At 71.2% G+C, this 15,402-nt stretch carries 12 protein-coding genes; 6 read left to right on the top strand and 6 right to left on the bottom strand.

Going from position 1 to position 15,402, the window contains the following annotated elements; genetic code table 11:
• Nucleotides 1–42 precede the first annotated feature (42 nt).
• The 4 genes from ACFYWI_RS26380 (at nucleotide 43) to ACFYWI_RS26395 (ending at nucleotide 4,204) form a co-directional block, all read left to right on the top strand.
• Complete coding sequence (locus ACFYWI_RS26380; RefSeq protein WP_389237118.1) at nucleotides 43–876, top strand: NAD(P)H-binding protein; 834 nt, start codon at nucleotides 43–45, stop codon at nucleotides 874–876.
• 82 nt (nucleotides 877–958) lie between these two features.
• Entirely contained in the window at nucleotides 959–2,314 is a 1,356-nt protein-coding gene (locus tag ACFYWI_RS26385) for a sensor histidine kinase (protein WP_389237365.1), read from the top strand.
• Nucleotides 2,311–2,970 (top strand): response regulator, encoded by a 660-nt coding sequence (locus ACFYWI_RS26390; RefSeq protein WP_389237120.1) that lies wholly within the window; start codon nucleotides 2,311–2,313, stop codon nucleotides 2,968–2,970. The genes ACFYWI_RS26385 and ACFYWI_RS26390 overlap by 4 nt, the downstream gene beginning before the upstream one ends.
• Nucleotides 2,971–2,989: 19 nt before the next feature.
• On the top strand, nucleotides 2,990–4,204 hold the full coding sequence (locus tag ACFYWI_RS26395) for a cytochrome P450 (protein WP_389237122.1): 1,215 nt from the start codon (nucleotides 2,990–2,992) through the stop codon (nucleotides 4,202–4,204).
• A gap of 375 nt (nucleotides 4,205–4,579) precedes the next feature.
• Here the strand turns inward: ACFYWI_RS26395 and ACFYWI_RS26400 are convergent, their stop codons facing one another.
• Both ACFYWI_RS26400 and ACFYWI_RS26405 read right to left on the bottom strand, forming a co-directional pair.
• The gene (locus tag ACFYWI_RS26400) at nucleotides 4,580–5,284 is read right to left on the bottom strand and encodes a lamin tail domain-containing protein (protein ID WP_389237124.1); all 705 of its coding nucleotides are present in this window, start codon (nucleotides 5,282–5,284) and stop codon (nucleotides 4,580–4,582) included.
• A 375-nt stretch (nucleotides 5,285–5,659) separates the two neighbouring features.
• On the bottom strand, nucleotides 5,660–6,490 hold the full coding sequence (locus tag ACFYWI_RS26405; RefSeq protein ID WP_389237126.1) for a diacylglycerol kinase: 831 nt from the start codon (nucleotides 6,488–6,490) through the stop codon (nucleotides 5,660–5,662).
• A 153-nt stretch (nucleotides 6,491–6,643) separates the two neighbouring features.
• Between ACFYWI_RS26405 and ACFYWI_RS26410 the strand changes: the two genes are divergently transcribed.
• The gene (locus tag ACFYWI_RS26410; protein ID WP_389237128.1) at nucleotides 6,644–7,927 is read left to right on the top strand and encodes an adenylosuccinate synthase; all 1,284 of its coding nucleotides are present in this window, start codon (nucleotides 6,644–6,646) and stop codon (nucleotides 7,925–7,927) included.
• On the opposite strand, the gene ACFYWI_RS26415 is transcribed toward ACFYWI_RS26410, so the two are convergent.
• Nucleotides 7,911–8,825, bottom strand: coding sequence for an oxidoreductase (locus ACFYWI_RS26415; protein WP_389237131.1), 915 nt, complete (start codon nucleotides 8,823–8,825; stop codon nucleotides 7,911–7,913). The two genes, ACFYWI_RS26410 and ACFYWI_RS26415, sit on opposite strands and share 17 nt — an antisense overlap.
• Before the next feature lie 116 nt (nucleotides 8,826–8,941).
• Entirely contained in the window at nucleotides 8,942–9,778 is an 837-nt protein-coding gene (locus tag ACFYWI_RS26420) for a hypothetical protein (RefSeq protein WP_389237134.1), read from the bottom strand.
• A gap of 85 nt (nucleotides 9,779–9,863) precedes the next feature.
• Between ACFYWI_RS26420 and ACFYWI_RS26425 the strand changes: the two genes are divergently transcribed.
• A complete protein-coding gene (locus ACFYWI_RS26425) occupies nucleotides 9,864–11,594 on the top strand; it encodes a protein kinase (RefSeq protein ID WP_389237136.1) in 1,731 nt (576 codons plus the stop codon).
• Nucleotides 11,595–11,606: 12 nt separating this feature from the next.
• Here the strand turns inward: ACFYWI_RS26425 and ACFYWI_RS26430 are convergent, their stop codons facing one another.
• The gene (locus ACFYWI_RS26430; RefSeq protein ID WP_389237138.1) at nucleotides 11,607–11,819 is read right to left on the bottom strand and encodes a DUF397 domain-containing protein; all 213 of its coding nucleotides are present in this window, start codon (nucleotides 11,817–11,819) and stop codon (nucleotides 11,607–11,609) included.
• A gap of 311 nt (nucleotides 11,820–12,130) precedes the next feature.
• Nucleotides 12,131–13,993: a serine/threonine-protein kinase gene (locus ACFYWI_RS26435; RefSeq protein ID WP_389237140.1), complete on the bottom strand. Its 1,863-nt coding sequence runs from the start codon at nucleotides 13,991–13,993 to the stop codon at nucleotides 12,131–12,133.
• Between the last annotated feature and the right edge of the window lie 1,409 nt (nucleotides 13,994–15,402).

Consider the following 15,402-nt stretch of genomic DNA (forward strand, 5'->3'; position numbering starts at 1 on the left):
TTGCGGACAGGAACCGACCGCAAGCCCTCATACGTTCTTCCCATGACGAATCTCGTGACCGGAGCAACCGGAACCGTCGGGCGCCAGGTAGTCGCGGAGCTCCTGCGCCGCGGACACTCCGTACGTGCCCTGACCCGCGACCCCGCCAAGGCGGACCTCCCCGACGGTGTGGAGGTCGTGCAGGGCGACCTCACCGACCCCGCCACACTCGCCGCCGCCCTGAAGGGCGTCACCGGCCTGCATCTGATCACCTTCGGCGGCCCCTACTTCGCCCCGCTGGAGACCGGCCCGCGCATCGTGGAGCTCGCCCGCGAGGCAGGCGTACGCCGGATCACCGTCCTGCACGGCGGTGGCCCGAGCCCGCTGGAGGACGCGGTCCGGGCCGGTGACTCCGGGGGAGGCATCGACTGGACCGTCCTCGTGCCGGTGGAGTTCATGGCCAACGCCCTGGAGTGGGCGGACGGCATCCGTGGCGACGGCGAGGTGCGCGAGCCGTTCGTGGACCGGCTCAGCGCCATGGTCCACGAAGCGGACATCGGCGCGGTCGCGGCCGTCGCCCTCACCGAGGACGGCCATGCCGGCCAGGAATACGTGATCACCGGCCCGCAGGTGCTGACTCTCGAGGACAAGACCGAGGCAATCGCCGCCGCCCGCGGCCAGGGGATCCGGCTCGTCGAACTGACCGAGGAGCAGGCGGTCGAGCAGTGGCGTGGGGCGGGTCTGCAGGAGGACGTGATCAGCTTCCTGCTGGAGGCCTACGGGAACACCCCGCTCGTCGGCCGTACCGTCGCCGACACCGTCGAGAAGGTCACCGGACTCCCGGCACGGACCTTCGCCGAGTGGGCCGCCGAGCACGCGGACGCCTTCAGGGCATGACCGGCGTGACCTCGTAGTACTCAGGACGGACGCGGAAGGATCCATAGCGCAGGTGACGACCGCGTCCGTCCGTCCCCGTACCTTGACTGACGTGACCGATTCGCAGACCACGCAGCGCACACCGCGCCCCGGTGCCAGGAGTGGCAGCCCCGAGATACGACTGGCGCTGAGCGCGCTCAAGGGACTGCACAGGGACCTCATTCACGACGCCCTGGCCTACCGGCCGTTGCCGCCCGCGTCCAAGGACGGACCGCTGGTCCGTCGGCTTCCGGGGCGCCTGCGCAAGTATGCGGGCTGGATGCCGCACGCCGCGGTGGCGGCGGCCGGGCTGCTGGTCCTGCTCATCGCCTACGGCCTGGTCCTCGGGAGCGGCGATCCCGAGTTGCTCGTCATCATCGGCTTCGTACCGGCAGCCGCGGTCCTGCTCACCCTGGTGCGGCCCATAGCCGCCTTCTGGCTGTCGCTCGTGTCCACCCCGTTCCTCGCGGCACTGGGATCGATGTGGGACGGCTGGCCGTGGTCCCCGTCCACCTTCGTCTCCCACCTCGTGGTCCTCACCGTCGTCGCCGCCCGGACCCGGCCGCGCACCGCCGCCTGGATGTGGGTGCTGACCGCCGTGTTCGGGCTGTTCGCCGAGGTCTACCTGAGCTCCGAGTACGGCATGGACACCGTCCCGCCGATGCTGTTCGTCGCCGCGGTCGTCCTGCTGGTCGTGACCATGCGGCACATCCGCCGCGAGGCGAAGGAGGAGGTCGCCGTCCAGCAGAGCGTCACCGCCGTCGAACGCGACCGCCGCACGCTGCTGGAGGAGCGCACCACCATCGCCCGCGAACTGCACGACGTGGTCGCGCACCACATGTCGGTCGTCGCGATCCAGGCGGAAGCCGCGCCGTACCGCGTGGAGAACCCGCCGCCGGAGCTCGAGAAGGCGTTCGCCACGATCCGCGAGAACGCGGTCGCCGCGCTGACCGAGCTGCGCCGCATCCTCGGCGTCGTACGGGCCGAGGACTACGAGGCGCCCGACGCCCCCCAGCCGGTACTCGCCGACCTCGACAACCTGCTGGCCAATGTGAACGAGGCCGGCCTTTCGACCCAGAAGACGATCACGGGCGCGGTCCGGCCGCTGCCGCAGGGCATCGAGCTGTCTGCCTACCGGATCATTCAGGAAGCGCTGAGCAACGCGCTGCGCCACGCGCCGGGATCGACGGCGAGGATCGAGATCTCGTACGTGCTGGGCGGCCTGGGCCTGCGGATCGTCAACACCCCGCCCCAGGGCCTGGTCAAACCCTCGCCGGGCGCCGGCCACGGGATCACGGGTATGCGCGAGCGGGTGACGATGCTGAACGGCGAGATGAGGGCCGAGCCCACCGAGGAGGGCGGGTACGAGGTCACCGCCTTCATCCCCGTCGCCCGGGCCGTCGCCGAGGAGGCGTCATGACCATCCGCGTCCTCATCGTCGACGACCAGATGATGGTCCGCGAGGGCTTCTCGGTCCTGCTGAACGCGATGCCCGACATCGAGGTCGTCGGCGAGGCGGTCAACGGCCGGGAGGCGGTCACCAAGACCGCCGAACTCGCGCCCGATGTCGTGCTCATGGACATCCGGATGCCGGAGCTGAACGGCATCGAGGCGACCCGCGAGATCATCGCCGGGCCCGGCGAGTCCAAGGTGCTGGTGCTGACCACCTTCGACCTCGACGAGTACGTCTACCAGGCGCTGCGCGCCGGGGCGTCCGGCTTCCTGCTCAAGGACGCTTCCGCCCGGCAGCTCGCCGACGGCGTACGCGTGGTCGCGGCGGGCGAGGCCCTGCTGGCCCCGACGGTCACCCGCCGCCTGATCACCGAGTTCTCCAAGCTCGCGGAGACCCCGCGGCCGGCCGCCCTGACGCAGGTCGGTGATCTGACGGAACGTGAGACGGAGGTCCTGGTCCTGATCGCCCAGGGCCTGTCGAATGCGGAGATCGCCTCCCATCTGGTGGTCGCCGAGTCGACCATCAAGACACATGTGAGCCGGGTCCTGGTGAAACTGGGCCTGCGGGACAGAACACAGGCGGCGGTGTTCGCGTACGAGGCGAGGCTGGTCACACCGGGGTAGCCGGGGTTAGCGTCCGCCCATGGACGCCTCGGACGCTCTTTTCGAACCCTGGTCGCCGGCCTTCGTCGCCGACCCGTATCCCGCCTTCGCCGAGCTGCGGGCACGCGGCAGGGTGCACTGGTTCGAACCGACCCGGCAGTGGCTCGTTCCACGGCACGCCGACGTCTCCGCGCTGCTGCGGGACCGGCGGCTCGGCCGTACGTATCTCCATCGCTTCACCCACGAGGAGTTCGGGCGTACCCCGCCGCCCGCCGCGCACGAGCCGTTCCACACGCTCAACGACAACGGGATGCTCGACCTGGAGGCCCCGGACCACACCCGCATCCGGCGCCTGGTCTCGAAGGCGTTCACGCCGCGCACGGTCGAGCGGCTGCGCCCGTACATCCACGCTCTCGCCTCCGAGCTGGTGGGCGCCCTGGTCGCGGACGGCGGCGGCGATCTGCTCAGCGCGGTCGCCGAGCCGCTGCCGGTCGCGGTCATCGCGGAGATGCTGGGCATTCCCGACTCCGACCGTGGGCAGCTGCGGCCGTGGTCGGCGGACATCTGCGGGATGTACGAGCTGAGCCCGTCCGAGGACACGGCGCGCCGGGCCGTCCGGGCGTCCGTCGAATTCTCTTCCTGTCTGCGGGAGTTGATAGCGGCCCGCCGCAAGGAGCCGGGAGAGGACCTGATCTCGGGTCTGATCGCCGCGTACGACGAGGGCGAAAGGCTCAGCGAGCAGGAGATGATCTCGACCTGCGTGCTCCTTCTGAACGCGGGCCACGAGGCGACCGTGAACGCCACCGTCAATGGCTGGCTGGCGCTCTTCCGCCACCCCGAGCAGCTGGCAGCCCTGCGCGGCGACCGCTCGCTGTTGTCCACAGCTGTGGAGGAGCTGATGCGGTACGACACCCCGCTCCAGCTCTTCGAGCGCTGGGTCCTCGACGACCTGGAGATCGACGGCACGACGATCCCCCGCGGCTCGGAGGTCGCCCTCCTCTTCGGGTCGGCAAACCGCGACGAGGACGTCTTCGCCCACCCCGACACCCTCGACCTGTCCCGCCAGGACAACCCGCACATCTCCTTCAGTGCGGGCATCCACTACTGCATCGGGGCGCCCCTTGCCCGCGTCGAACTTCTCTCGTCCCTGTCGGCGCTGCTGGACCGGGCCCCGACGCTGCGCCTCTCCGCGGAGCCGGAGCGCAAGCCGGGTTTCGTGATCCGCGGTCTGAAGGAACTGCGGGTCGAGCTCTGACGGGTGCCCGTACGGTTCCCCTCGGGCCGGGGGTGCCCTTCCGCGGACGGTGGCCGGACCGATCCGGAAGTCCTCCGGCCCTGACCATCATGTGGTGATGTCCCGGCGCCGCAGGCCCACCAGACCCGTGGCCACTGAGAAGGTGCTGGCGAGGGTGCGGAGATCCTGGGCCGGACACGGCCGCGGGGGCGCGGGCGGCAGAGACGGCGGAGTTCTTCGGGTTCCTGCGGAAGGAGCTGATCGGCCTGATGGACCGCCGGCGTGCCCACCGCGAGGCCGCCTCGGAACAGGCCTGATCCGGGGCGCGGCGCGCCTCGGGGACGAGCGCGGCGCCCGCGTCCGGCAAGGACGCGGGCGCGGACAGGTGGATCAGGATCAGGGGCGGTCGCTGTGGCGGCGCTGGCCGTGGTGGCGGTCGCGGTGGTTGTCGTCGCTGTGGCGGCGCTGGCCGTGGTGGCGGTCGCGGTCGTTGTCGTCGCTGTGGCGGCGCTGGCCGTGGTGGCGGTCGCGGTCGTTGTCGTCGCTGTGGCGGCGCTGGCCGTGGTGGCGGTCGCGGTCCCGGTCGTTGTAGTCGACGTCGTTGTGATCACCGTGGTGGCGGTCGCTGTGCCGGCGACCCCAGGAAGCGGTGTCCACGGTGTCGCCGTCCTCGTCGCGGAGGGTGGCCCTGTCGGACCAGTTGTCCCATACGTAGCTGCGGCGGTCCTGGTAGACGTCGCGACGGGTGTCGCGGCCGACCCCGGTGTGGACGCGGATGGTGGAGTGGCCGGCCAGGCGCACGTCCTCGAAGGTGTAGCGCTTGCCGTCTCTGGCTGTCAGCGTCCAGCCCTCGAGATCGACGGAGCGGCGGCCGGTGTTGGTGACGTCGACCCATTCCGCGTTGAGGCTGCGGTTGGAGTAGTCGTCGCGGCCGGGGCTGTTGTACTGGATGTGGCCGAGGGCGACGGCCGAGCGCCGGTCGTAGTGGCGGCCGCGGTCGCGGCCGTCGTCGGCCGATGCCGGCATCGCGATCGAGGCGACGACGGCGCCGGACGCCAGAACGGCAGCGGCCAGACGGCGAGCGGTGCGAGAAGCAGACATGATGCTCCCTCAGGTGGAGGCGCTCCGGCCCTGCTCAGGGGCTCGTCGCGCGGTGGCTGGGTCCCGGCCGGAGCCGAGGACCACACCTTGGCCGACCGCCACCGCCGTAAAGCGGGCAAATCAACGCGTGTTACGCAGCACGGACATTTCTGTAACCGTCGCATGCGGGGAGCACGCATCCGCGGGCAGGGCAGGGTGGCACTGCCTGCACAGTGCACCGGCCCGTACAACGATCAACAACAAGCCCTTGTCGGCCCCCTCGCGCCCGCGGGCAGAGGCCCGCAGGCGCCCTGATGCGGACCCGCTTTCTGTAACGGCGAGGACTCGCGGCGCGCTGCGGGCCGTTATGCGCGCGGTGCCCGGACGCTGTCGGCCCTATGCCCCCGAGGCGGCCGCCGCCGCGGCCGGCAGCGTCAGCCCCCAGGCCCCCGGCCGCAGCGTCCACGTACGCGTCCGGACCGGGCCCGTGATCAGGGCGTCCGCGCGGTAGCGGAAGTCCGCGCCCGAGACCGTGACCGTCAGCGCCTGGGTGCGGACCGGGTCGGAATGCGCGTGGTGCTGGACGGTCACCTCCGCGCGGCCGCCGTCCGTACGGACGGTCACGCCCTCCACCGGCCGGTCCAGGTCCGTCAGCAGTATCCCGTCGGCCTCCACGCGCAGCCGGTGCCGGCGGGGCGCGTGGGCCGACGGGGCCGGGCGGACGAGGGTGCGGACCAGGGAGCGGCAGGCGCTCCACACCGACGCGCCCTCCCCGTCGACGCCCTCACGTTCCGGATCGTGCCCGGCCGGGATGGCCAGATCGCCCAGCACCACGCCGTCGCTCTCGTCGACCAGCAGGTCCAGCCGCCGTACGGCCCCGTCCAGGACCGCGCGCGCCGCCGCGACCGGCCCGGCGGGCACGCCGAGCGAGTGCGCGAGCTGTACGGCTGCGCCCACGGGGATCAGGGCCAGCGCACCGTCGCCGAGCCAGCGGTCGCGGTGCAGCAGGGTCACGGCCCGCAGCAGTGCCCGGTCGTCACCCACCACGACGGGCCGGCGCCCACCCCTTCGGGCGAGGGCCCGGGCGAATTCCTCAGGACCCTCGGGAAGACAGATTTTCGCCTCCGACCCGCCACACAGCACATCCTTCGCGATACGCACGGACTCGCCGTCGGTTCGGCGGGCGACCGGGTCGATGACCACCAGCAGCTGGGCGTGATCCGACACCTCGGTCCTTCCTCGGGTAGCATCTTTGTGCAAGAGCCCCTTGCGCTATTGCGCCAGGGGCTTCGTCTATTCCGGGGCAACCGGTCCGAAGACTCAGGCACGGCTCAGGCCCCCTGACCTTGGTCTTGCCCCGCCCGGAAGGGGTGTACGCCTGTGCCCGCACTTGTGCTGCTCGGTGCTCAGTGGGGTGACGAAGGCAAGGGAAAGGCCACCGATCTGCTCGGTGGATCCGTCGATTATGTAGTGCGCTATCAGGGCGGTAACAACGCCGGCCACACAGTTGTGGTCGGTGACCAGAAGTATGCGCTGCATCTCCTCCCTTCCGGAATCCTCTCGCCGGGGTGCACCCCGGTCATCGGCAACGGTGTCGTCGTGGACCCGGCGGTTCTGCTCTCCGAGCTGAGCGGGCTGAACGACCGCGGCGTCGACACGTCCAAGCTCCTGATCAGCGGTAACGCCCATCTGATCACTCCGTACAACGTCACCGTCGACAAGGTGACGGAACGCTTCCTCGGCAGGCGGAAGATCGGCACGACCGGCCGCGGTATCGGCCCGACCTACGCCGACAAGATCAACCGCATCGGCATCCGCGTCCAGGACCTCTACGACGAGTCCATCCTGGAGCAGAAGGTCGAGGCGGCGCTGGAGTCCAAGAACCAGCTGCTCGCCAAGGTCTACAACCGGCGCGCGATCGAGCCGGGCAAGATCGTCGAGGAGATGCTCCAGTACGCGGAGCAGATCAAGCCGTTCGTCGCCGACACCACGCTGATCCTGAACAACGCCATCGACGAGGGCAAGGTCGTTCTCTTCGAGGGCGGTCAGGGAACCCTGCTGGACGTCGACCACGGCACGTATCCCTTCGTCACCTCCTCCAACCCGACCGCGGGCGGCGCCTGCACGGGCTCGGGTGTGGGACCGACGAAGATCAGCCGGGTCATCGGCATCCTCAAGGCGTACACCACGCGCGTCGGCGCGGGCCCGTTCCCGACCGAGCTGTTCGACGCGGACGGCGAGGCGCTGCGCCGCATCGGCGGCGAGCGGGGCGTCACCACCGGTCGCGACCGCCGCTGCGGCTGGTTCGACGCGGTGATCGCGCGGTACGCGACCCGGGTCAACGGCCTGACCGACTTCTTCCTCACCAAGCTGGACGTACTGACCGGCTGGGAGCAGATCCCGGTCTGCGTCGCGTACGACATCGACGGCAAGCGCGTCGAGGAACTCCCGTACTCGCAGACCGACTTCCACCACGCGAAGCCGATCTACGAGATGCTGCCGGGCTGGTCCGAGGACATCACCAAGGCGAAGACCTTCGCCGACCTGCCGAAGAACGCGCAGGATTATGTGAAGGCGCTGGAGGAGATGTCGGGCGCGCCGATCTCGGCGATCGGCGTCGGCCCGGGCCGGACCGAGACGATCGAGATCAACTCGTTCCTGTAGTACGGCTGGTACGGCTTACCGCAGGGGCGTCCCGGATGTGTGCGGGGCGCCCCTGTCGTCTGCTCCAGGTGAGACGCGTGTCGCGGCCGATCTTCTCCCAGGCGATGATGTCCGCCCGCACGGTGTCGAGATGGCCGAGCACCGCATCGATCGCATCGTCGCCGAGCGCGAGACGCAGCGGTGTGTCGTCCGCGTTCAGCGCCGCGAGGATCGCGGCGGCCGCCTTCGCCGGGTCGCCCGGCTGGCTGCCGTCCCCCGACGCGACCATCCGCCGGGTCGCGCCGACCGTGTCCGCGTAGTCCGCGGCGCCGGTGATCTCCCCGCTCTCGCTCTTGTTGCCGAACAAGCCGGTGCGGAAGGATCCGGGCTCGACGATCAGTACCTTGATGCCCAGCGGACGCACCTCGTCGGCCAGCGCTTCTGACATGCCCTCCAGCGCGAACTTGGTGGCGCTGTAGGCCCCGAACCCGGCGAAGGACAGCTGGCCGCCCATGCTGCTCAGCTGCACGACGGCACCCGAGCGGCGGGCACGCATGTGCGGCAGGACGGCCCGGGTCAGCGTGGCGGGGGCGAAGAGATGGACGTCGAACAGCGAACGCAGCTCGGCGTCCGTGGTCTCCTCGACCGCGCCGACATGGGTGCGGCCCGCGTTGTTGACCAGAACATCGATCCGGCCGTGGCGGTCGACGACCTGCCGCACGACGTCATGAGCGGCGGCGGTGTCGGTCACGTCCAGGGGGAGCGCCTCCACCTTGCCGCCATGGGCGGCGACCACCTCGTCCAGTGTGCCGACACGGCGTGCGGTGGCGACGACGACATCGCCTTCGGCCACGGCCGCCTCGGTGATCGCCCGGCCGAAGCCGCTGTTCGCTCCCGTGACCAGCCAGACCCTGCTCATCGCCGACTCCCTCGTGACCGCGGTTGCTCTGCCCGTCCGATCCTTGCAGCCGGGCACGGCGGCTGCTCGTCGACCGAGAGCCAATCCTTGTCCGGATCCTGCCCGGCATGGTCCGTTCAGGGGTGCTCGAAGGCCTGCAGTACGCCGCCGACGGCGAAGCACAGCGCTCCGGTCAGCGTCCCCCAGTCGGCCACGGCCGCGCTCACCAGGTTGCCCGTACCCGGCACGGTGAAGTCCGCCAGAGCCGCCACCATGAAGAGCACGGACCCCAGCTGGTTGACCACGACGATCCACCAGCCGAGGTCGTGCACGCGCAGGCTCGCCCGCCCGTGGCTCACCTCGGCCAGGGCGAGCTGGCCGGAGATCAGGAACAGCACGCAGCCGATGATGTCGGGCGCCCAGATCAGCCGGTTCGCCTGCTGGGCGGTGAGTCCTTCCAGGAACGAGTCGAGCAGGTTGACGCCGAACACGAGCGTCCCGGCGAACAGCAGGAACGTGCCGAGCCAGTCGATCCGCATCGGTTCGTAGCTCCACCACCGCCATGGGACGGGCTCCAGAGTGTCGGAACCGCTGCGCCGACGGGGCGCGTTGACGGCCTGGAGCAGGGAGGCATAGCCGCCGGCATTGAAGAAGAGCCCTCCCGCGAAGTAGATCGACACGCCTGCCGTCGGACTGCTCGACGTGAGTGCGTAGGCGGCGCCGAGCGCGAACAGCGTGCCGCCGATCGTGAACGACACGGCGGCGATGGTGTTCAGCGTCCACAGCCGCCGAAGGGACTCGCTGTCCGCCGGATGCAGTACGGCTTTCGCGTCCTCGTCGGCCCGCACGGTGAGCGCACCCAGCTTGCGCACCGCGCGCGACTCCCAGACCGCGATCCCGCCGTCGGCGCTGCGCCAGGTCAGCTTGGTGGTGAACGGTCCGGCGCCTTCGGCGAGCTCCTCGGTGCGATGCACGCGGGCAGCGTAGAGCGCGTCGGCCGGGAAGCGATGGAGGCACCTGCGCGAGGCCGTGTCACCGGCACCTCGTAGGCTCCCGGCCATGAGCGACGGGGAATCCGGCAGACGGGTCATCGACGGGCGTTTCGAGCTGGAGGCGCGGCTCGGCGGCGGCGGTATGGGCATGGTGTGGCGGGCGCGCGATCTGGTGCTGGACCGGGCCGTTGCGCTCAAGGAGGTGCGGCCGTCCGATCCGGGGCTCGCGGAGTACGACCCGGAGGCGGCGGCGATGCTGCGGGCCCGCGTGCTGCGGGAAGCGCGGGCGCTCGCGCGGGTCGACCACCCCAATGTGGTGACCATTCACCACGTGGTGGACGGCGGTGGTCTCACCTACCCGTGGATCGTCATGGAACTGGTGACCGGCGGATCGCTCCAGGACCGGCTGGAGAAGGGGCCGATGGCGCCCGTCGAGGCCGCCCGGCTCGGGCGTGAGGTGCTGGCCGCGCTGCGGGCCGCGCACGACGTCGGGATCCAGCACCGGGACGTCAAGCCCGCGAACGTCCTGCTGCGGCCCGACGGCCGCCCGGTGCTCACCGACTTCGGGATCGCCGCGATCAGGGAGTCGACCGTCCTGACCGCGACCGGGTCCATCATCGGCACGCCCGACTACATGGCCCCCGAGCGCATCTCCGGCGACGACGGCGGACCCGGCTCCGACCTGTGGTCGCTGGCGATGATGCTGTACGTCGCCGTCGAGGGGAACAACCCGCTGCGCAGGGGGACGACGCTGGCGACCCTGGCCGCCGTCCTCAGCGAGGAGCTCCCGCCGCCTCGCCAGGCGGGGCCGCTGACCGGGGTCCTGGCCGCCGTACTCGTCAAGGACCCGGCCGGGCGGCCGGACCCGGAGAGCGTCGACCGGATGCTCGCGGCCGTGGTGGAGGGCGGACAGAACGCTGCGAGCGGGACCGGCGGGCCGACCGCCACGTCGTACCGGCTGACGCCCCCGCCGGGAGGCCCGTCCGTACCGGCCGGCTTCGGGCCTCCGGTCGGCTACGGACCTGCGGCCGGCTTCGGGCCGCCGACTCCGCAGGACGGCATGCCCTATCCGGGGACGCCACCGACCACCTACCCGGCGGGCCCGACGCGGCAGACCCCGCCCCCGCCCCCGTCCGGCGGCCGCGCGAAGCGCCGCGTCGCGATCGCGTCGTCCGTGGCCGCAACTGCGCTGGCGGGCGTACTGGTCTGGTCCCTGCTGCCGGACGACGGCGAGAAGGGCCGCGAGACAGCGTCGAACTCACCGGGTGGTCCCTCCGTCACCGGGTCGCGGACGCCCGCACCCACTCCGACGCCCACTCCCACGCCGTCGCAGGCCGCCGCGAAGAGCAAACTGCTGACACCGGACGGCATCCGGACGGCGGTCAAGGAGATCAAGGCCGCGACGGGCACGGACCGCGTGGGGGACTTCACCGTCTACCAGGACTACGTGTCCCTGGAGGTCATGGTCAAGGGCAGCAACACCAAGTACGACAGCTACACCTACCGCCCCGGCCAGGGAGTGGAGAAGGGAATCATCAGCGGCTCGCTGTCGGGCGGCGACCTCCCGTTCAGCATGGACGACATCGACTGGGACGTCGTCCCCGCCCTGCTGAAGAGGGCGGAGAAAGACCTGAACGTGAAGAAACCGACCATGCGTTACATCCTGGTCGAGAATGCGGACGAAACCTTCGGCACTCCGCTCGGCCTGGCGGTCCACTTCGCCGACGATTACGCCGGCGGTCACCTGACCGCCGATCTCAAGGGCAAGGTGACCAGGGTGTTCCCGGCCGAGAACTGACTTCCGCGTCGGCTACGCCCGGGCGGCGTGGCCGACGAACGCTGTCCAGGCCTCGGGGGCCACGGTGAACACCGGGCTCTCGGGGACCTTGGAGTCGCGGACGTGGACGGTGTGGGGGCAGGCGGCGACTTCGATGCAGTCGCCGCCACTGGCGCTGCTGTACGAGGACTTGTGCCAGTCGAAGGCGGCCTCGATGCAGCTGCCGCCGCCGCTGTCGCTGACCACATGACCGGTGGCGAGCCCGGTCCGGTCGTGGTCGATGCGAGCGGCCGCCGCAGTGCGTACTTCCTGCTCCCGGCGGGCAGTACGGCGGCGCGCCGCTCGTGGCCGCGTGGCGCACGATGCCTCAACTCGGCGAACGGATACGGCAGTTTGTGCCCGTACCAGCGCTCGGGGGCCGTACGTGACCCCTTGTGCGGCGCTTCCCGCCCGTCGCCACCGACCGGTTCGTCCATCCGGTCCTGCTGGGCAGCGCGGTGATCACGCTGCTGGGATGAGTGCGCTCACTCCATGGCGCAGATCCCACAGCCGCGTGATCACTGACGGTAGTACTCCCCGGGCTCCCCGTCGGCGCTCATCCCGTACATCAGCAGCCGCTCCTTGCCCTGGAAGCTGTCGATGCGCAGATTCGCCGACGACCCGGAGGGTGAGCACTCGGCGTCGGACGCCGCGTCGTCGGGCGTGGGCGGGCCGAGGACCACCAGGTTGCCGACTCCGCCCAGCACCGCCGTGCTCGCGCAGTGGACCAGGCCGGGGACGGGCTCGCCCGTGTCGGCGTCCCTCTTCGGATACGACTCCTCGAAGCGTACGAGCGGGGCGCCGACCGGGCCCTGTGTGACGGTCAGGCCGTAGTCGTACAACGCCGCCTGCTCCGCCGACATTTCGGGGCCGGAAAAATCCTGCTTCCACCTGCCCACGAACTTCGCCGGCACGATGTCCGTCCCGGCCTTCGACTTCCGGAAGGTCGAGGTGACGGTCCCGGACTTCCACTCCAGGACAGCCGGGGAGCGCACCGTGAGCGTCTGGTGCGCGGCCGGCGTGCACTGTTTCTCGGGCACGCTCACGGTCACATCGCTCTCGCCGAAGACGATCCGGTCGGCGTCGGCCGACACGAGCACGGACCGGCCCATGCACAGCCGTTCTCCGGTGACCATCACGTACACCGCGGCCTTCTCGCCCGTACGCCCCTGGGAGATCTCGATACGACCGGTCGCGTACGGCGCCTCGGCGGTTCCTTCGAGCACGCCTTCCCATGCGCCGAGGAACGCGTCGGGGACGGCCCCGGACGTGGTGGTGGCCGCGGTGCTGCCGCCCGACGCCGCAGGGGAGTGCGCGCCGTTCTTGGCGTCGTTCTGCTTCTCCGGCCAGAACGCCGCGGCGGCAGCGCCCCCGGCCGCGAGCACGGCCACCGCCGCGGCCGTGGCCAGCACCGTGGTGCGCCGACGGCGGTGCGCCGACGGTGCGTCGGGCTCGTCGACCGGTGTGGGATCCCCCTGGCCGGGCGGGGGTGTGTCCGCGTCCAGCACCTGGGCCGCACTGCGCCCGAGCCGGGCCAGGACCCCCGCGGGCAGCCAGGTGTCCCCGGGCCCCGGGTGCGTCGCGGCGAGCACGGAAGCCGAGGGGCGCCGCTGCGGATCCTTCTCCAGACAGGCCCGTACCACCGGCCCGAGCTCCTGCGGCAGCACGGTGAGGTCCGGCTCGTCGTGCGCGATGCGGAACATGATGGCGTGAGCGCCGCTGTCCGCCGACCCGAACGGCGCCACGCCGGTGGCCGCGTACGCCAGTACCGCGCCCAGACAGAAGATGTCGGAGGCGGGTGTGACCTTCTCGCCGCGTACCTGCTCGGGCGACATGAACCCCGGTGACCCGATGACGGCGCCGGTGCTGGTGAGCCCGCCGTCGGTGACGGTGTCCACGGCCCGGGCGATGCCGAAGTCGATGATCCGCGGACCGTCCACGGTCAGCAGGATGTTGGACGGCTTGAGGTCACGGTGGACCAGGCCGGCGGAGTGGATGTGCGCGAGTGCGTCGGCGAGCTTGCTCGCGAGCGCCAGCACGGTGGCCGGCGGCAGCGGGCCGAACTCCTCACCGACGACGGTCCGCAGCGAGGGCCCGGGTACGTAGGTGAGTGCCACCCAGGGCGCCTCCGCCGTCATGTCGGACGCGATCAGCGGAGCGGTCACCTCGCCGCCGACCCGCTCCAGGGAGGCCACCTCGCGCGCGAACCGGCGCCGGAACTCGTCCTGCGCGGCGAGCTGGGAGTGCACCAGCTTCACCGCGACGGTGCGCCCGCCCTCGGACCGGGCGAGGTACACCCGGCCCATGCCCCCGGAGCCGAGGCGACCGATGAGGCGGAACGGACCGATGCTGGAAGGGTCGTCGGGCGTCAGGGCGTCCACGGTGGTGATCCTTCCACAGCGTTGCTACGCGGGTGGCATGTTCACGGCCCTGTGCGACTAGGGGGGCGGGGGCGGGAGTCGGTCCGGGGGTGGACCGGGTCGGGGTGAGGGGCGTGGGGCCGGTCCGGTCCGGGGGTGGACCGGGTTGGTGTGCGTGGGGCGCCGGTCTCGGCCTGGGCCCGGTCGGGTTGTTGGGTGTGGGGCCGGTCTCGGGTTTGGCCGGGTCCGGGGGTGTGGTGTGGGGCCGGTCTCGGGTTTGGCCGGGTCCGGGGGTGTGGTGTGGGGCCGGTCTCGGGTTTGGCCGGGTCCGGGGGTGTGGTGTGGGGCCGCCCTCCTGGTCTTGATGGTGGCGGCTTCGGGTCGGGCGTCAAGGGCGCTCGGTCGTTCCTCCCTCGCGTCGCCGTTGGCGATTTCGCTTCGCTTCACCCTTGACCCCCGCCCCTCCACCGCCGGGAAATGCACTTGGGAGGGCGGCCGGGGGAAAGGTGCGGCGCAGGGGGTCCGTGCGGGGCCGTTCGTTTCGGGCGGCTGCGGGCCGTGGGTGGGTTGCGCGGCAGTTGAATGGGGCGGTGACGGGCGAGCTCGGCGACCGCAGGCATGTTCCGGGCTGGGGTTCAGGACCGCTGGTCACTGTGCGGTGGGTGGTGCACGGGAGTTGAGTGGGGTGGCCCGGGTCTGCTCGGTGGGTGACGCTGGCCGGGGAGTTGAGGTTCAGGCCCGCCGGTCACTGTTCGGTGGTGGGGGGAGTGGGTGTGTGGGGGGCTGGTCGGGCGTCGCCGGGCAATCCCATGGGGCAAAAGAGGCATAGTGACCCCCTCCCTGAGTTCTTGTACGCGGATTCCGGTCTCACCGGAATCCGCGTACACGACCTGTTCCATACAAGGGACATTGAGGGGTATGTCAGGCATTTGGAGTGCCCGGAACCCCCGACCATCCGCAGCCGCCCACCGCCTCGACCCGTGCCGGCCCTCTCCTCACCCCGCACAGTGACCAGCGGTCCTGAACCCCGCTCGCGGACGGCCGACAGCCGCTTATCGCGCCGCCACCGCCCCATTCAGCCGCGCAACCCACCACCGGTCGGCGGACCGCGCACGGCGAGAAGCCCCAGCCCACCTCCAGCGGCCCCCATCCCCCGGCCGCCCTCCCAAGAGCATTTCCCGGCGGTGAAGGGGCGGGAGTCAAGGGTGAAGCGCAGCGAAATCGCCAACGGCGACGCGAGGGAGGAACGACCGAGCGCCCTTGACGCCCGACCCGAAGCCGCCACCATCAAGACCAGGAGGGCGGCCCCGCGCCACACCCGCGGACCTGGCCAACCAGGAGGGCGGCCCCGCGCCACACCCGCGGACCTGGCCAACCAGGAGGGCGGCCCCGCGCCACACCCGCGGACCTGGCCAACCAGGAGGGCGGCC

Origin of the sequence: Streptomyces sp. NPDC002889, from assembly GCF_042888425.1 — a bacterium.
In the GTDB taxonomy this organism is placed as follows: domain Bacteria; phylum Actinomycetota; class Actinomycetes; order Streptomycetales; family Streptomycetaceae; genus Streptomyces.